The sequence below is a fragment of the Ramlibacter sp. PS3R-8 genome (genome assembly GCF_037572435.1).
GTDB lineage: Bacteria > Pseudomonadota > Gammaproteobacteria > Burkholderiales > Burkholderiaceae_C > Ramlibacter.
In genome coordinates this window covers 114,482-130,858 of the sequence record NZ_JBBHGT010000004.1, presented here as the reverse complement: position 1 = coordinate 130,858, position 16,377 = coordinate 114,482, and the positions used below count along the sequence as shown (strand labels likewise).

Annotated in this window: 15 protein-coding genes; 5 read left to right on the top strand and 10 right to left on the bottom strand. The window is 67.6% G+C overall.

Going from position 1 to position 16,377, the window contains the following annotated elements; genetic code table 11:
- Window positions 1-46: 46 nt before the first annotated feature.
- A complete protein-coding gene (locus tag WG902_RS15490) occupies window positions 47-991 on the top strand; it encodes a LysR family transcriptional regulator (RefSeq protein ID WP_340061034.1) in 945 nt (314 codons plus the stop codon).
- Window positions 992-999: 8 nt separating this feature from the next.
- On the opposite strand, the gene WG902_RS15485 is transcribed toward WG902_RS15490, so the two are convergent.
- The 8 genes from WG902_RS15485 to WG902_RS15450 all read right to left on the bottom strand — a co-directional run bounded on the left by WG902_RS15485 (window position 1,000) and on the right by WG902_RS15450 (window position 7,935).
- Complete coding sequence (locus WG902_RS15485; protein ID WP_445263700.1) at window positions 1,000-1,710, bottom strand: ABC transporter ATP-binding protein; 711 nt, start codon at window positions 1,708-1,710, stop codon at window positions 1,000-1,002.
- On the bottom strand, window positions 1,707-2,456 hold the full coding sequence (locus tag WG902_RS15480) for an ABC transporter ATP-binding protein (RefSeq protein ID WP_340061032.1): 750 nt from the start codon (window positions 2,454-2,456) through the stop codon (window positions 1,707-1,709). The genes WG902_RS15485 and WG902_RS15480 overlap by 4 nt, the downstream gene beginning before the upstream one ends.
- On the bottom strand, window positions 2,453-3,481 hold the full coding sequence (locus WG902_RS15475) for a branched-chain amino acid ABC transporter permease (protein WP_340061031.1): 1,029 nt from the start codon (window positions 3,479-3,481) through the stop codon (window positions 2,453-2,455). The genes WG902_RS15480 and WG902_RS15475 overlap by 4 nt, the downstream gene beginning before the upstream one ends.
- The gene (locus WG902_RS15470; protein ID WP_340061030.1) at window positions 3,474-4,367 is read right to left on the bottom strand and encodes a branched-chain amino acid ABC transporter permease; all 894 of its coding nucleotides are present in this window, start codon (window positions 4,365-4,367) and stop codon (window positions 3,474-3,476) included. Before WG902_RS15470 ends, WG902_RS15475 begins: the two co-directional genes overlap by 8 nt.
- A 20-nt stretch (window positions 4,368-4,387) precedes the next feature.
- Entirely contained in the window at window positions 4,388-5,563 is a 1,176-nt protein-coding gene (locus tag WG902_RS15465) for an ABC transporter substrate-binding protein (protein WP_340061029.1), read from the bottom strand.
- 37 nt (window positions 5,564-5,600) lie between these two features.
- A complete protein-coding gene (locus WG902_RS15460) occupies window positions 5,601-6,407 on the bottom strand; it encodes an enoyl-CoA hydratase/isomerase family protein (RefSeq protein ID WP_340061291.1) in 807 nt (268 codons plus the stop codon).
- 130 nt (window positions 6,408-6,537) lie between these two features.
- A complete protein-coding gene (locus WG902_RS15455) occupies window positions 6,538-7,416 on the bottom strand; it encodes an AraC family transcriptional regulator (protein ID WP_340061028.1) in 879 nt (292 codons plus the stop codon).
- A 210-nt stretch (window positions 7,417-7,626) separates the two neighbouring features.
- On the bottom strand, window positions 7,627-7,935 hold the full coding sequence (locus WG902_RS15450) for a DciA family protein (RefSeq protein ID WP_340061027.1): 309 nt from the start codon (window positions 7,933-7,935) through the stop codon (window positions 7,627-7,629).
- Window positions 7,936-7,966: 31 nt separating this feature from the next.
- Between WG902_RS15450 and WG902_RS15445 the strand changes: the two genes are divergently transcribed.
- The 3 genes from WG902_RS15445 to cqsA all read left to right on the top strand — a co-directional run bounded on the left by WG902_RS15445 (window position 7,967) and on the right by cqsA (window position 13,316).
- On the top strand, window positions 7,967-8,944 hold the full coding sequence (locus tag WG902_RS15445) for a M23 family metallopeptidase (RefSeq protein ID WP_340061026.1): 978 nt from the start codon (window positions 7,967-7,969) through the stop codon (window positions 8,942-8,944).
- Between the two features lie 169 nt (window positions 8,945-9,113).
- Window positions 9,114-11,897: a preprotein translocase subunit SecA gene (secA, locus tag WG902_RS15440; RefSeq protein WP_340061025.1), complete on the top strand. Its 2,784-nt coding sequence runs from the start codon at window positions 9,114-9,116 to the stop codon at window positions 11,895-11,897.
- Between the two features lie 171 nt (window positions 11,898-12,068).
- Window positions 12,069-13,316, top strand: a complete 1,248-nt coding sequence (cqsA, locus tag WG902_RS15435) for an alpha-hydroxyketone-type quorum-sensing autoinducer synthase (RefSeq protein WP_340061024.1) — start codon at window positions 12,069-12,071, stop codon at window positions 13,314-13,316.
- Here cqsA and WG902_RS15430 read toward each other — a convergent pair.
- Window positions 13,313-14,290 (bottom strand): response regulator, encoded by a 978-nt coding sequence (locus tag WG902_RS15430; protein ID WP_340061023.1) that lies wholly within the window; start codon window positions 14,288-14,290, stop codon window positions 13,313-13,315. The two genes, cqsA and WG902_RS15430, sit on opposite strands and share 4 nt — an antisense overlap.
- Before the next feature lie 25 nt (window positions 14,291-14,315).
- Complete coding sequence (locus tag WG902_RS15425; RefSeq protein ID WP_340061022.1) at window positions 14,316-15,644, bottom strand: sensor histidine kinase; 1,329 nt, start codon at window positions 15,642-15,644, stop codon at window positions 14,316-14,318.
- Window positions 15,645-15,701: 57 nt separating this feature from the next.
- On the opposite strand from WG902_RS15425, the gene WG902_RS15420 reads away from it, so the two are divergent.
- The gene (locus tag WG902_RS15420; RefSeq protein WP_340061021.1) at window positions 15,702-16,370 is read left to right on the top strand and encodes a helix-turn-helix transcriptional regulator; all 669 of its coding nucleotides are present in this window, start codon (window positions 15,702-15,704) and stop codon (window positions 16,368-16,370) included.
- The last annotated feature ends 7 nt before the right edge of the window (window positions 16,371-16,377 follow it).

Below are 16,377 nucleotides of genomic sequence, written 5' to 3'. Positions count from 1 at the left end.
GAGCGCGAGTCTAGGAATCACGCGGTATCAGGTCAATTAAGGTTTTATGATGCTTCGAATCAGATTAAGTGATGCCTCGGCCACCATGGAATTCCGGCAGATCCAGTACTTCATCAGCCTCTACGAGGACGGTTCGGTGACTCGCGCGGCGCGCCGCCTGCATATCGTCCAGTCGGCACTCAGCATGCAGATGGCCAAGCTCGAGGCGGAGGTGGGGCAGCCTCTGTTCATGCGCACTCCGCAAGGCATGCAGCCAACCCCCGAGGGGCGCCGCCTGTACCGCCTGTTCCTGCCGGTGGTGACCGGATTCCAACGGGCGCGCGAACAGGTCGTCGAAGCGACTGGCGAACTGAGCGGAGAGGTGCGCTTCGGGATGATCGCGACCATCGCGCAAGGCGTCCTGGTCGATGCGATCATGGAGTTCTCCCCGGCCCATCCGAAGGTCGAGCTGTCGATGACGGATGGCTTCAGCGGCGACCTCATCGATGCGGTGGCGCTGGGACAACTCGATGCGGCCGTCATCAACAAGCCACGGCGGGCGCTGACTCTCAGGAGCGAAACGATCGCCGAAGAGGACTTGCTCCTGGTCACGGGGCCGGCCCACGCGGACGTGCCTGCATCCCTGGGTTTCAGCGGAATGTCGGCATTGAAGCTGGTGTTCCCCACGCGCCGGCACGGTCTGCGCGGGATCATCGAGAGCTTCGCCGAAGCGGAGGATGTGACTTTGAGCCCGAGCCTCGAGATCGATTCCATCAGCGCCATCCTGAAGCTGGTGAGCGAGAGCGATTTCTGCACGCTGCTGCCCCATGTCGCCGTCCGTGGCCAGCTCGAACGCGCGGAATTGAAGGGGCATCGCTTCGCCTCCCCTCGATTGCGGCGGCAGATCGTGGCCGTGACCGATCCGAGAAGGCCGCTGAGTCCCGCCGCCGCCGCGTTCCTCTTGGTTCTGCGACGCCATCTGGTGGGCCTGGGACCCGTGCCGCCCCGGTGACGGCCGGCTCATACGGTGATCCGTCCGAGCAACGCAGCCCGGCCGGCGTCATTCGAGGAATCGCCCTCGGCCACCACCCGGCCGCGCTCGATCAGGTAGTAGCGCGTGGTGAGCTGCACCGCCCGGTGCACGTTCTGCTCCACCAGGACAATGGGGATGCCGTCGCGCGCGAGCTGCCCGATCAGCGAGAACAGCTCCTCCACGATCATGGGCGCCAGGCCCTCGGTGGGCTCGTCGATCAGCAGCAGCCGCGGCGCTCCGGCCAGCACGCGCGCAATGGCCAGCATCTGCTGCTCGCCGCCCGAAAGCGTGGTGCCCATCTGGCGTCGCCGCTCCGCCAGCCGCGGAAAGCGCTGGTAGATCTCGTCGAGCTTCGCGCGCGACTCGGCCCGGCTGCGTCCCGGACACTGCATCTGGCCGAGGCGCAGGTTCTCCTCGACGGTCAGGCCGGGGAAGATGCGCCTGTCCTCCGGCACCAGCCCGATCCCGCGCCGGCAGATCTGGTCAGGCGCCACGCCACGCAAGCTCTGGCCTTCGAACAGCACCTCGCCCCGCGAGGGCGGCACCCACCCGGCGATGGTTTTGATCACGGTGGTCTTGCCCACGCCGTTGCGACCGAACAGCCCGACGACCTCGCCCTTGCCGACGCGCAGGTCGATGCCCTGCAGCACGTGGCTCAGGCCATAGTGCGTGTGAACGTCCTTCAGTTCCAACATCAGTGCGCTTCCCCGAAGTAGGCGGCCTGGACCGCCGCATTGGCGCGCACGGCCGCCGGCGCGCCCTCGGCGAGCTTCTGGCCCTGGTGCATGACGACCACGTGATCGGACAGGTCCATGACCAGGTCCACGTCGTGCTCCACCAGCAGGATCGACAAACCGTCTTCCCGTGCGAGGCGGCGAATCAGCACCTCGGTCTCGCGCGTGTCGGCGTGGCTCATGCCCTGCGTCGGCTCGTCCAGCAGCAGCATGCGCGGGCGCGAGGCCAGTGCCACCGCGATCTCGAGCCGCCGTTGCTCGCCGTGCGACAGGAAGCCGGCCAGCTCGTCCGCCTTGCGGGCCAGTTCGAACTGCGCCAGCAGTTCCTCCACCCGCTGCGCCGCGCGCGCGCTGCGCGACAAGGGCCGCAGCAGGCCGTGGCCTTGCTCGAGATATTGCGCGGCCAGACGCAGGTTTTCGCGCACCGGCAGCTCGAAGAACAGGTTGGTGATCTGGAACGAGCGCGACAAGCCGGCGTCCAGCATCCGGTTCGGGGGCAACCCGGTCACATCGCGCCCGTCGAAGCGCACCGTGCCCGCGCTGGGAGGAATCGCGCCGCTGACCAGGTTGAACAGGGTGCTCTTGCCGGCCCCATTGGGACCGATCACCGCGGTGATCGCGCCGGCCATGGCCTGGAAGCTCACCTCCTGCACCGCCTTGAGCGCGCCGAACTGCACACTCACGCCGTCGACCGACAGGATGGCGCTCATGCGACCTCCCTCGCGGCGCGCCGCGCGTCCAGCCACCGCTGCAGGGCGGGCGCCCCGTAGCCGACCAGGCCGCGCGGCATCAGGATCACGACGATGACGAAGAGCGCGCCGATCACGATGTGGTGGTGGGACGTGAACGAGCCCACGATGGAACGCAAGCCCGTGAGCAGCGCGGTGCCATACAGCGGCCCGATCAGGGTTCCCGTACCACCGACGATGACGTTGATGATGGCGTTGCCCGACACCTGGAAGAACATCAACTCGGGCGACACGAACCCCCGCAGCATCGGGTAGAGCGCGCCGCTGCCGCCGGCGATGGCGGCCGCCAGCACGAAGGCCCCCAGCTTGTAGCGCCAGGCGTCGAAGCCGAGGAAGGCCACGCGGTGCTCGTTGGCGCGGATGGCATCCAGCAGCCGCCCCAGGGGCGTGTCCATCAGGTAGCGCAACCCGAGGTAGACCGCGGCTATGAAGCCGAGCACCACGAGGAAGAAACCGGCCGGCGATGCGGAGGTCAGGCCCGGAAAGATCACCGCGCCCGGCACGCCGATGATGCCGTCGGAGGCCCCCAGCTCGCGTGTGTTGTAGACGACCTTCGACACCACCTGCGCCAGTCCGAAGCTGATGAGGGCGAAGTACACGCCCTTGGCGCGGATGGCGATCACGCCTCCCACCAGCCCGACCGCCGCGCTCACGACCAGCGTGACCGCCAACGCGATCCAGAACGAGGCGCTCCACTCCTTGAGCACCAGCGCCGAGACGTAGGCGCCGAGCCCGAAGAACAGCGCCTGCCCGAGCGGCAGCAGGCCGGTGCGTCCCAGCAGCAGGTCCACCGAGAGCGCCAGGCCCCCGAAGATCAGCGCCTCGGTCGCCAGCCGGAGGAAGAACACGTCACCCATGAGGAGGGCGGCGGCGGCGAACACCAGGGCGCCGGCGAAGAACGCGGTCGCGAGCCATCGGATGGCGCTCCAGGGGCGGCGCCCCGCGCTCACCGGCGGCGCGACGGAGGCAAGTACCGTGTCATGCATGACCGAGCTTTCCGTACAGGCCCTGTGGCCGCCACATGAGGACCAGCACCATGATCCCGAAAAGCAGGGGGTCGCTCCACACCGGCGAGATGTACAGGCTGGAGAGGGACTGCACCTGCGTGAGCAGCAGGCCTGCCAGCACTGCGCCCTTGATCGATCCCATGCCGCCGATGATCACGACGCTGAACGCGATCAGCACGAAGTCGCGGCCCATGGTGGGGAACACCGAATAGAGCGGGGCCAGCAGAACGCCGGCCGTCGCCGCCAGCGCCGCGCCGAAGGCGAACGTGCCGGCATACACGCGCGCCACGGGCACGCCCAGGGATGCGCTCATCTGGCGGTCGAAGGCGGCCGCGCGCACCACCGCGCCCACGGACGTGCGGAACACCAGCACCCAGACCGCCGCGATCAGCGCCCCGCCGAACAGCATGACGAACAGGCGGTAGTTGGGGAAGAACAGTCCGACCATTTCCGTCGCGCCGGTGATCGGCGACTCCACGCGCACGGGGTTCGCGCCGAAAATGATCTTGAGCAGGTCTTCCAGCACCACCGCCAGTCCGAAGGTCAGCAGCAGCGTCAGCGTATGCCGGTCACGGCTGTGGAAGACCCGCTGCACCAGGGCGCGCTCGGTGACGTAGCCCAGCACCGCCATGATCAGCGGCGCCAGGACCAGCGCCCCCCAGAACGGCAGGCCCAAGCCGAGCAGCACCACGGCCAGGTAGGCGCCGATGGCGTAGAACTCGCCGTGCGCCATGTTGATCACGTCCAGCAGGCCGAAGATGATCGTCAGGCCCAGCGCCATCAGCACCACGGCCACCCCGATGGACAGGCCGTTGATCATCTGCGGCGCCAGCACGAACTGGAGCCATTCCAGGGTAGCGCTCATGGGCGTCTCTGCTTCTTCGCTCAGAAGCGGGTGCAGGTGTCCGGCCCGACGGCGGCGTCCGCCTTGACGCGCCCCACGATCTCGAACTGTCCGTTGTTGACCCGCATGGCGTACATCTCCTGCATGGCCTGGTGATCGCCCGCGCGCATGGTCTTGAGCCCCTGCGGAGTGCTCCACTGCAGGCCGCGCATCGCTTCGCGCACCTTGTCGGTGTCGGTGCTCTTGGCCTTCTCCACGGCGGCCTTGTAGAAGAAGAGCACGCCATAGCTGTCGGCTCCGTACAGGTCGGGCGCCGCCTTGTTGGCGGCCTGGAAGTCGGCGACGAATTTCTTGTTCTCCGGCGTGTCGATCCCGGTCGCATAGCCGACGCCGGTGACGAAGCCGTCCGCCGCCTTGCCGATGGCGGGCAGGTTCTGCGACGTCACCGTTCCCGAAGCGCCGACCACCTGCACGCTGCGGTTGAGGCCGAACTCCGCCATCTGGGTGAACAGGCGCACCGTGTCGTTGCCGGCCACCGAGGTGTAGATGACCGCGGGGCGGGCCGACCGCATCTGCCCGAAGAACGGCGAGTAGTCCTTGTTGTCCAGCGGCGCGAACACCTCGCCGACCGACTTGGCGCCCTTGGCTTCGGCGGCCGACTTGAACGCGGCCACGGTGCTGCGGCCCATCTCGTAGTCCGGGCCGAGGTAGAACACGTTGGCGTTCGGTTTGGTCGCTGCCATCCAGTCGGCCAGGGCCGCGGACTGCATTCCTGCGCGCGCATTGACCCGGAACACGTTGGGCGAGCACTTGTCGGCGGTGATGCTGTCGGCGAAGGAAACCGTGGTGGCGATCAGGCGGCTGTTGCGCTCGGCCACCTGCCCCACGGCCAGGGTGGCGCCGGAGTTCACGGTGCCGGTCAGGAAATCCACCTTGCTCACCTGGAACAGCTTCTCGGCCTTCTGCACGGCGACGGCGGGATTGGCTTCCTCGTCTTCGTAGATCAGCTCGATCTGCCGGCCGGCGATGCCGCCGCCTGCATTGATCTGGCGTGCCGCGAGGTCCAGGCCCCACTTGACCTGCTGGCCGATGCCGGCGTAGGTGCCCGTCAGGGGCGTGACCACGCCGATGCGGATGGGCCCGGTCTGGGCCATGGCGGCGCTGGCCAGCGCGGAAAGCGCGAAGGTGGCCGATGCGAGCGTGATGATGCGTTTCATGACTTGTCTCCTGTGTGTGTGGTTGAGCGGTAAGGAATCAGGTGCCGACGAAGTTCGGCTTGCGCTTGCCATGGAAGGCTTCCACGCCTTCCCGGAAATCGTCCGAGCTGCGCAGGCGCGAGTAGCAGTGGCCCTCCAGCTCGATTGCGACCGACAGCGGAGAGTCCTCGGTGTCGTTCAGCAGCTTCTTGGCGGTGCGCTGCGCCAGCGGCGAAAAGCCCCTGAGCTCGTCGACCAGGGCATCGGTGGCCGCTTCCAGCTCCCGGTCCGGCACGCCTTCGGTGGCCACCCCCCAGTCGACGGCCTTGGGGCCGGGGATGCGGCGTGAACGCATCACGATGTCCTTGGTGCGCGTGATCCCCACCATCTTCTGCAGCCGGGCGGAGCCGCCGGAACCGGGGATCTGGCCCAGCTTCTGCTCGGGCAGCGCATACAGCGTGGTCGGCGTGACCAGCCGGAAGTCGCAGGCCAGCGACAGCTCGAAGCCGACGCCGAAGCAGTAGCCGCGCGCCGCCGCAATCACCGGCTTGCCGCAGCGCGCCGGAGCCGCCACGTTCCACGCCAGCCTGGAAACATGCTCGGGCGTCGCCTGCAGGAAGCCATTGATGTTGCCGCCACTGGAGAAGTGCTCGCCTTCCGCGCGCAGGACGATCACCCGCACGTCCTCGTTGGCGTCGAGCGCCTCGAACGTGATGCGCAGCTGCTCGCGCTGCGTCATGCTGATCACGTTGAACGGTGGCCGGCACAGCACGATGTCCGCGCGCTGGCGGGCCGGGTCGATCTCGACGCGGTAGCCGTCGAGGGCCGAGGCCAGGGTGTGCGCCGGATGGCGCAGGTCGCTCAGTTGCATGCTGTCTCCTTGAGAGGAGTGTCAGCAGAGGATGGAGAGGAGCGCTAACGCAGACGTCCGGGCCATGACCGGCCGGTCCGGCGGCTGTCCAAAAAGTCCGGCGATTTGTGCGCGGGACGCGCTTTCAGACCAGTTCGGACGCTGCGCGCGCGGGAGGTTCGAACAGATTGACCTTGCGACGGTAGTCGGTGGGCGTGATGCCCAGGTGCCCGCGGAAGAAGCGCGAGAAATGGCCTGGGGCGGAAAAGCCCAGGAGCTCCGAGATCTCGGCTACCGGCTCCCGGCTGAGCGTGAGCCGCTCGACGGCTGCCTCGAATCGCAGCACGTTGGCGTAGACCAGGGGCGTGACCTGCGTGTCCCGCTGGAACAGGTGGAAGAACTGGGCCCGCGATAGTCCCGTGGCGGCCGCAATACTGTCCACATCGAACTCGCGGGACACATCACGCCGCATGAGGGCGATGGCCTGGCGCACTCTCGAATCCATGGCAACGGGGGGCTTGGTGCGCAGCAGGCTGGCGAGGTCGCGCCAGCCCGTGTAGCTCTCGACCACCGCGATGATGAGGTTGAACAACAGGTCTTCCAGCCGTCTGGGCGATACCTCGTCGTCCCACCACAGTTCGAGGACGAATTCCTCCACCAGCTTGCGGGTAGCCGCCGACAGGTGCACGCACTTGTTGGGAAAGAAGCGGGGGTGGGCCGACAACGCCAGCGAACGCTGGATCTCGGCCAGCCAGGCGGGCTCGATGTAGAGAGCCAGGATCAGCGTGTGCTGGCCGGGCGGGGCGTCGTGCTCGTAGGCATGGTGCTCCCAGGCGTTCACCACCACCGCTGATTCGTCGGTCAGGGGAGCGCGCTCCCCGCGTACGCGAAAGGCGCTGTCCGCCCCTCCCGCCTTGATCAGGATGTGGCAGTGATGATGCGCGTGGCCGACCAAGGGGGCGTCCATGTCCAACAGGGCAACGCGGCCGAAGCGCCCCTGGAAAATCTTGACGGCTGAGGACATCTTGTCTCCTGCCGACACCATAGCGGTTCTCGGAAGACCTGAACAGCAGGGGGGTTCACTCCGACCGGGATCAGGCTGGCCCGATCGGTCGGGCGACGGCTGGCACGCGCGCATGAGGCCGCCTGATTCCTGACGACCGGCATCCGTCACGGGACGGGCGGAGCCGGTGCGACAGCCGGTGCCAACCGCGGGGACAAGCGGCCCCCGACGTTACCTCTGGAGGCTTCCAACCTTCAACCTGATCGCGGTAATCTCGACTCCGCGACTGCTGAGCTTTGCAGTGAACACGGGCAACAACTGCCGGAGCTTCGCAGCAGCGGCGCTGCTGTCCACCAACAAGCACCAGGTGGTCCCCTCGATGGGCCCCGGGCGGATGGAAGCACGCAGTGGAGCAGGGATGAGCGATTCGATCGCCTTCAGCCGTTCCGTCGATTCGCGCGCGAGCTGTGCCAGACGCGCGAACGTCGGTGAATCCTCGGCAGCCTCGTGGAGAGGCACCGGGTGGTTTCGGCGGTTCATGCGGAGTTGCGGGGCACGAGGAGAACACGAAGTGCAATTCATTATCACGGATGCATGGCTGGCCAAAAGCCGGGCCATCCACCTCAGCGGAACCCGGCTCGTGCTGGCGGCGGTCACGCTGTCGATGCTGCTCATGCTCACCGCCGCCGGCATGTACCACTGGGTCTTCCTCAAGGGCGCGCGCGAGCGCTGGCCCGTCGTCGGGGCGCTGGTGCAGCTGCTGGTGCAGGACGAATTCGACCAGCGCGACCGCTTCATGCGCGAAAACCTCGACGCCATGGCGCGCAAGCTGGGCGACATGCAGGCCAAGATGCTGCAGCTGGAGGCGCTCGGGGACCGCGTGTCCGGCCTGGCGGGCGTCAACCTGAACGAGATCCGTCCCAACGTCGGTCGCGGCGGCATCCTGGTGGAAAGGGGCTCGCTCTCCATGCAGGAAATGCAGGCGACGCTGAACGACCTCGACCAGCTCACGGCCGAGCGCGGCGACCTCCTGACCGTGATGGAGTCGCGACTGATCGACCAGCGCCTGAAGAAGATGATGGTGCCTACGCAGCGGCCCGTGCATGCCGGCCACGTGGGCTCCGCCTACGGCTGGCGCATCGACCCCTTCACGGGCGGCTCGGCCCTGCACACCGGGCTGGATTTCCAGGCCGACGTCGGCACGCCGATCCTGGCCGCCGCCGGCGGCGTGGTGGTGGCGTCCGAAATGCACCCGCAGTACGGCAACATGGTCGAAGTCGACCACGGCAACGACCTGGTCACCCGCTACGCCCATGCGTCCAGGCTGCTGGTGAAGAAGGGCGACCTGGTCAAGCGCGGGCACAAGCTGGCCGAGGTGGGCACCACCGGCCGCTCCACCGGCCCGCACCTGCATTTCGAAGTCCTCGTGCAGGGCGTGCAGCAGGATCCACACAAGTTCCTGTCGGGCCCCAAGAACACGGCCGCGCTCGCGCAGCTGTCTCCCGCCGCCCTGCAGCCGACCTTGCTGCCCGGGCGCTCGGGCCGCTGACAGCCCCCTCTCTCCTTCGGATCGGCCCCGCACAGTAAAATGCGGGGCTTTGGCCGCTGAGCCTCCGCCCTTGCGAAGGCGGGCAGCGGCTCCATCTGATCCTGCTGAACCACAAAAGGACTGCGCCGCCGGACCGCCCCCCAAGGGCCGCCCGGCACGATCCGCGCCCATGGCCAACAACTTCCTGACCAAAATCTTCGGCTCCCGCAACGACCGCCTGCTCAAGCAATACCGGCGCTCCGTGGAGCTGATCAACGCTTTCGAGCCGAAGCTGGAGCCGCTTTCCGACGAGCAGCTGCGCGCCAAGACGCAGGAGTTCCGCGAGCGCCTGGCGAAGGACGAAGCCCTCGACGACCTGCTGCCCGAAGCTTTCGCCGTGGTGCGCGAGGCCTCCAAGCGCGTGATGCGCATGCGGCACTTCGACGTGCAGATGATGGGCGGCATCGCGCTGCACCAGGGCAAGATCGCCGAGATGCGCACCGGCGAGGGCAAGACGCTGACCGCGACACTGGCCGTCTACCTGAATGCGCTGGGGGGCAAGGGCGTGCACGTGGTCACGGTCAACGACTACCTGGCCAGCCGCGACGCCAAGTGGATGGGCAAGCTGTACAACTTCCTCGGGCTGTCCGTCGGCGTGAACCTGCCGCAGATGCCGCGCGAGGAAAAGCAGGCCGCGTACAACTCGGACATCACGTACGGCACCAACAACGAGTACGGCTTCGACTACCTGCGCGACAACATGGTGTACGAGGTCGGCGACCGCGTGCAGCGCGGGCTGGCTTACGCCATCGTCGACGAGGTCGACTCGATCCTGATCGACGAGGCCCGCACGCCGCTGATCATCAGCGGCCAGGCCGAGGACCACACCGACCTGTACATCGCGATCAACAAGGTGATCCCGATGCTGGTCAAGCAGGAGGGCGAGGCCGACCCGCGCACCGGCGAGGGCGTCACCAAGCCGGGCGACTTCACGATCGACGAGAAGACGCACCAGGCCTTCCTGACGGAGCAGGGCCACGAGAACGCCGAGCGCATCCTCGCCGGCCTGGGCCTCATCCCCGAGGGCGCCACGCTGTACGACCCGGCGAACATTTCGCTGATGCACCACCTGAACGCGGCGCTGCGGGCCAACCACCTGTACCACCGCGACCAGCAGTACGTGGTGCAGGACGGCGAGATCGTCATCGTCGACGAGTTCACCGGCCGCCTGATGACCGGCCGGCGCTGGAGCGACGGCCTGCACCAGGCCGTGGAAGCCAAGGAAGGCGTGGCGATCCAGCCGGAAAACCAGACGCTCGCCTCGATCACGTTCCAGAACTATTTCCGCCTGTACGGCAAGCTGTCCGGCATGACCGGGACGGCGGACACCGAAGCCTACGAGTTCCAGGAGATCTACGGGCTGGAGACGGTGGTGCTGCCGCCCAACAAGCCGAGCCGCCGCGACGACCAGCTCGACCGCGTCTACAAGACCGCCCGCGAGAAGTACGAAGCGGCGATCCAGGACATCCGCGAATGCCACGATCGCGGCCAGCCGGTGCTGGTGGGAACCAGTTCGATCGAGAACTCCGAGATCATCTCCGCACTGCTGGACAAGGCGAAGCTGCCGCACCAGGTGCTCAACGCCAAGCAACACGCCCGCGAGGCCGACATCGTGGCGCAGGCCGGCCGGCCCAAGATGATCACCATCGCCACCAACATGGCGGGCCGCGGCACCGACATCGTGCTGGGCGGCAACGTGGAAAAGGCCGTCGAGGCGGTGGAAGCCGACGAAACCATCGATGCTTCGGCCAAGCCCGCGCGGATCGCCGAATTGCGCACGCAGTGGGACAAGGACCACGAGTTCGTCAAGCAGCAAGGCGGCCTGCGCATCATCGCCACCGAGCGGCACGAAAGCCGCCGCATCGACAACCAGCTGCGCGGCCGCTCCGGCCGGCAGGGTGACCCGGGCTCCTCGCGCTTCTACCTGAGCCTGGACGATCCGCTGATGCGCATCTTCGCGGGCGACCGCGTGCGCGCCATCATGGAGCGCCTGAAGATGCCCGACGGCGAAGCCATCGAGGCCGGCATCGTGACCCGCTCCATCGAGAGCGCGCAGCGCAAGGTCGAGGGCCGCAACTTCGACGTGCGCAAGCAATTGCTGGAGTACGACGACGTCTCCAACGACCAGCGCAAGGTGATCTACCAGCAGCGCAACGACATCCTCGACGCGCAGTCGCTCGGCGGCCAGATCGCCGCGCTGCGCGAGGGCTGCTTCACCGACCTCGTGCACCAGTACGTGCCGCCGGAGTCGGTGGAGGAGCAATGGGACCTGGCCGGCCTGCAGAAGGCGCTGGCCGACGACTGGGGCATCGACCTGCCGCTGAAGCAGGAAGTCGAGGCCGCCGAGGCGATCACGGACGAGGACGTGGTCGAGAAAGTGGTGGCAGCCGGCCACGCCGCGTTCGACGCCAAGGTGCAGCAGGTCGGCGAGGAGAACTTCACCCACTTCGAGCGCATGGTGCTGCTGCAAAGCATCGACTCGCACTGGCGCGAACACCTGGCCGCGCTGGACTACCTGCGCCAGGGCATCCACTTGCGCGGCTATGCCCAGAAGCAGCCGAAGCAGGAGTACAAGCGCGAGGCGTTCGAGCTGTTCGGGCAGATGCTCGACGCGGTGAAGAACGAGGTCACCAAGGTGCTGATGACGGTGAAGGTGCAGTCGGCCGAGCAGGTGGAGCAGGCCGCGGAAGCGCTGGAAGACCGCGCCGAGCGCATTTCCAACGTCACCTACACCGCGCCCACCGAGACGGGCGACGTCGAAAGCCAGGTGGACCCCGCCACCGCTGGTGGTCAGCGCGCGGTGGCCGCCGCGGCCATGGCGGCCGCGGGCGGCATGCCGCGCGTGGGCCGCAATGACCCGTGCCCGTGCGGCAGCGGCAAGAAGTTCAAGCAATGCCACGGACAGTTGACCTGAGCTGAAGTGAGCGGGGCGCGCAAGGCGCCTGGCTCGGCATCAGGGTTCTCCCGCGCGGGCGGCCGCATCCCGGTAACTATCTGTAAACCCCCTGTCAGTCCTGACAGGGGGGCGACGACACCGTGTGCGGACTTTGCCTTCAATGGGGGTCCAGCAGTTCAGGAGCAGTACATGGAAGTCGTCGCAAGCCCCGTTCGTGAAACCGCAGCAGTCGAGCCGGGCCTGTCCTCCCACTTGCGCCAGCGCATCGCCACCGAGTTCAAGGACCGGTGGGAAAAGGAGTGGAAGCGCAAGTTCGTGACGCACGGCACCGCGCCCGGCCCCGACGCCGTGCGGCTCGACGGCAACGACTACCTGTCGGTCACCGGTCACCCTGGCATCGTGCAGGCGCAGCTCGACGCGCTGCGTTGCAACCGGGAATTCATCGTGCAGTCCGGCGTATTCCAGCTCGACGGCAGCCCGACTTCACGATTCGAGGCCCAGCTGGCCGCCCACGTGGGCAAGCAGGGCGCGCTGCTGTGCCAGTCGGGCTACACCGCCAACCTGGGTCTCATCCAGGTCATCGCCGATGCACAGACGCCGGTGTATGTCGACAGCCTCGCGCACATGTCGCTCTGGGAGGGCGTGCGCGCCGCGGGCGCGCCGGCGCATGCATTCCGCCACAACGACCCGCAGCACCTGGACCGCATGGCGGCGCGGCACGGGCCCGGGCTGGTGATCGTGGACTCGGTCTACAGCACCACCGGCGCGTTGTGTCCCCTGCAGGAGATGGTGGAAGTGGCCGAGCGCCATGGCTGCATGATTTTGGTGGACGAATCGCATTCGCTCGGCACGCACGGTCCGCAGGGCCGCGGGCTGTGCGCCGAGCTGGGCCTGACGCAGCGCGTGCACTTCATCACCGCCAGCCTGGCGAAGGCGTTCGCCGGCCGTGCCGGCTTCTTCACGCTGCCCGATGAATTGCGGCCGTACCTGATGTGCCACAGCTATCCGAGCATCTTCAGCTCCTGCCTGCTGCCGCACGAGATCGCGGGGCTCGCGGCGACGCTGGAAGTGGTCCAGCGCAGCGACACCGAACGCGCGCAATTGCGCCGCACCACGCAGCGCGTGCGCGCCGGCTTCACCGCGCTCGGCTATCCCATCGGACATGGCAGCGAACAGATCATTTCGCTCGAGGCCGGGCCGGAAGTGGACACGCTCGCCCTGCGGGACCGCCTGGAGGAGCGTGGCGTGTTCGGCGCGGTGTTCTGCGCCCCGGCCACCAGCCGCAACCGCTCGATGGTGCGGCTGACGCTGAACTCCGCGCTGACCGATGCCGAGATCGAGCGGGTCGAAAGCGTGGCCCGGGAGCTCGCGCCGATCGTCAAGCCGTGGGACTGGCCGATCGCGCGGCGCAATGCCGGCGCGCGCGCAACGAACTAGCCTTGCACCTGGCGCTTGGACTGGCGCGACAACCAGCGGCTGAAGCTGTTGTCGGGGTCGGGGCCGGCGGGGGATTCGACCGGGAACAACGCGGCGAGCAGGTTGCCGTTGTCGCCGACCTTGATCGCAGGGACCAGCGATACCGGTTCGCTGGAAGCCAGCGCCTGGCGCAATTCGACATCGGCCAGCTTGTTGCCGGCCAGGATCTCCTGCACGCCGGCGGCCGGCACCCCGGCGACCTCCGCCAGTTCAGCGAGCGCCGGCAGGCCTTCGCGCGTTTCCAGTTGCAGCCAGCCGATCCGGCCGGCGGCATCCATGCCGAGCACCCCGAACGGCTCGCCGATCACGACGTGTTCCACCCAGTGCCGGGCGCAGAACGTGGACAGCCACGCGTCCACGCCGGGCAGGCGCAGCAACGCCGCCTGTGCCGGGTTCAGCGTCGAGCGCCAGGTCTGGGCATGGCGGGCGTGCGAGGAGAACAGCAGGTGTTCCACCGCCTCCACCAGCCGCCGCGAGATGTCCGGCGTCTGCTTCGGGATGAACTGGTCGATCAGCCCGCGGTTGAAGGCGCGCACGGCCACCTGCTCGTCGGCCTGTCCGGTGAGCAGGACGCGCGAGCCGGGCCAGTCCCCGAGCTCCGCCAGCGCCTGCAGTCCGTCCATGCCCGGCATGGAAAAGTCGACCACGCAAACCCGCGACAGCGCATACCGTTCCGTGTAGCGGGACCAGTACGCCAGCACCTGCGGAATCAGCGGCTTGCCTTCGCGCCACAGGTCCACCAGCTGTTGCTGGTTCCACGCATCGGCCTCCCAGAATGGCGGCTCCTGCAGCAGGTGCGAGATGCACTCGGTGGGCCGCAGGAACAGGCGCAGGTGCCAGTGCCGCGGCAGCACCAGGGCCAGCATCTCCAGGTAGTCAGGGTCGTCGTCGAGGAAGACGACGGTGCCCGGACGGTGGAAGAGGGGAAAGGTCATGGATGGTGGGCTGGGGCCTGCATTGTCACGTCACGGGCAGGTCGATGGTGAAGACCGCACCCTTGTGGGGCGTCGATTTCACGCGGATCGAGCCGTGGGCCGCCTGCACCACCCGCTGGCAGAACGCCAGGCCGAGGCCGTGGCCGGTGCCTCGGTCGGTGGAAAAGAAGGGCTGGAAGATGCGCAGCTGCAGCTCGGCGTCCATGCCGACGCCGTTGTCCTTGAACACGATGCGGCCACGCCCGCCGTGCGAGCCCACCTGGATCAGCAGGTCGCCCGGCTGGGTGGCGGAAGTGGCTGCCGCGAGCGACCGCAAGGCGTTCTTGGTCAGGTTGTCGATGACCTGGCGAAACAGGCTGGGCGCGCCGAGGAACTGGAAGTCCTCGTGCACGCGCACCACCACGGCGCCCCGCTCGCGCGAGCTGCGGAACGGGTACTCGGCGATGGCATCGTTGACCAGCGCGGCCGCGGAAATCCGTTCGGCGTGGCCGCCCAGGCGCATCAGCCGGGCGTTGGTGATCTGCATGTCGATCTGGTGGTTCATGTTGCGCACCAGGTGGTTCAGCCGATGCGACAGGTCTTGCAGCCGTTCGGCGCTTTCGCCGTGCTGCGGCGCCTCGGTCCGCAGGGCCTCGCCGATCAGCTGCATGGTCGCCAGGGGCGTGCGCAGCTCGTGGGCCATGATGCCCATCGTGCCCAGCGTGTAATTGAGCTGCTCGCGCCGCAGGTTGGACGAGGACAGCCCGAGGGTGATCCCCATGAACCAGCAGAAGGCCAGCACCACCGTGTTGGTCAGCGCCAGTTCGGTGCTGATCGGCGGCGCCTCCGGGCCGAAGGCGCGGAACATCAGCCATGCCACCAGGATGCCGCTGGCGGCGCCCAGCGTCGCCAGCCGCCAGTCCGTCAGGTGGTAGTAGATCAACAACATCGCGCCCATGCTGGCCAGCCAGACCGGGTTGCCACCGTTGCAAAAATACATCCATGAGAAGAACCAGGGCAGCGTGATCCAGAAGATCGCCGAGAAAGTGAAGGCCGCGGCGCGGCTGGGCGGCGAGGTGGTGACCCCAGGAATGACCAGCAGGAGGAAGCCGGCGAGGGCCATCAGCACGCGCAGCAGCAGGTCCTCGTGCGGCTGCGGCAGCAACCAGGCCCAGGTGACATAGAACAGGGGGTGGCCCAGCATGGTGGAGATGCCGAGCGCGCGAATGCGCCACTGGGAGGGATGCAGGATCGGCTCCACCAGCGAGGGCCGCACTTCCGTGCTGGCCCAATGACGCAGCCGCTGCGCAATCGTTTCGAGCATTGCGCGCGGCGGGGTCGGCGGAAAGGTGGCCCGGTGCAAGTCCTCGTTCATGGAGAGTGGTCCGTTGGTGATATTGTCACAGCACGGCAGTTGGACCAACGGAAACTCATGGGCATCCCTGTTAACTTTGACAGTGTCAGCCTGGACGGAATTCTCAGTGACTGGGTCGCCGCGCTACGGGAGTTCTCGGTGGAAGCCGTGGTGGTGCTGGGGCCGGACCCGTTCGGCCAAAGTGAAGACCGCCAGGTGGTGGCCGTGCATCCGCCGCTGGTCGCCGAGGCGGCCACCGCGCTGGCCGAAAGCAGCGACTTCGGCGCGCACTGGCGCGATTCGGATGCACCGCTCGTGGCCTGGCAGACCATCGGCAAGTCCGACCCGCAGCGCGCCAGCCGCTGGCGCCTGCTGTGGCTGGCGCACGGATTCCAGACGGTGGTGCGCGTCGAGTTCTCGCTGCCGGCCGGGCGGGCCTTCGAATGCTTCATGTTCAGCCCGCAAGAATTGAGCGGACGCGCCGAAGCGGCCATGCTGGCGTGGTCCGCCCTCAACATCTGGCCCCTGGTCAAGCGCTCCATCGCCACGGCGCGCTCGATGCTGAGCCCGCGCGAACGCGAATGCCTGGAGCTCGCCTTCCGCGGCTTGACCGCCCGCGAGAGCGGGCTCGCCCTTCATTGCACCGAACGCACCATCAATTACCACCTGGCCAATGCAATGGCCAAGCTGAAGGTGGACAACAAGATGGCGGCGATCCAGCGCGCCTGCTGGCTCGGGGCGCTCTAGTGCTTCT

Bases quoted from the DNA above. Each gene is read 5' to 3' on its own strand.
- WG902_RS15490 (WP_340061034.1), top strand. From the start codon at position 47: ATGATGCTTCGAATCAGATTAAGTGATGCCTCGGCCACCATGGAATTC.
- WG902_RS15480 (WP_340061032.1), bottom strand. From the start codon at position 2,456: ATGAGCGCCATCCTGTCGGTCGACGGCGTGAGTGTGCAGTTCGGCGCG.
- WG902_RS15475 (WP_340061031.1), bottom strand. From the start codon at position 3,481: ATGCATGACACGGTACTTGCCTCCGTCGCGCCGCCGGTGAGCGCGGGG.
- WG902_RS15470 (WP_340061030.1), bottom strand. From the start codon at position 4,367: ATGAGCGCTACCCTGGAATGGCTCCAGTTCGTGCTGGCGCCGCAGATG.
- WG902_RS15465 (WP_340061029.1), bottom strand. From the start codon at position 5,563: ATGAAACGCATCATCACGCTCGCATCGGCCACCTTCGCGCTTTCCGCG.
- WG902_RS15455 (WP_340061028.1), bottom strand. From the start codon at position 7,416: ATGTCCTCAGCCGTCAAGATTTTCCAGGGGCGCTTCGGCCGCGTTGCC.
- WG902_RS15450 (WP_340061027.1), bottom strand. From the start codon at position 7,935: ATGAACCGCCGAAACCACCCGGTGCCTCTCCACGAGGCTGCCGAGGAT.
- secA (WP_340061025.1), top strand. From the start codon at position 9,114: ATGGCCAACAACTTCCTGACCAAAATCTTCGGCTCCCGCAACGACCGC.
- cqsA (WP_340061024.1), top strand. From the start codon at position 12,069: ATGGAAGTCGTCGCAAGCCCCGTTCGTGAAACCGCAGCAGTCGAGCCG.
- WG902_RS15430 (WP_340061023.1), bottom strand. From the start codon at position 14,290: ATGACCTTTCCCCTCTTCCACCGTCCGGGCACCGTCGTCTTCCTCGAC.
- WG902_RS15425 (WP_340061022.1), bottom strand. From the start codon at position 15,644: ATGAACGAGGACTTGCACCGGGCCACCTTTCCGCCGACCCCGCCGCGC.
- WG902_RS15420 (WP_340061021.1), top strand. From the start codon at position 15,702: ATGGGCATCCCTGTTAACTTTGACAGTGTCAGCCTGGACGGAATTCTC.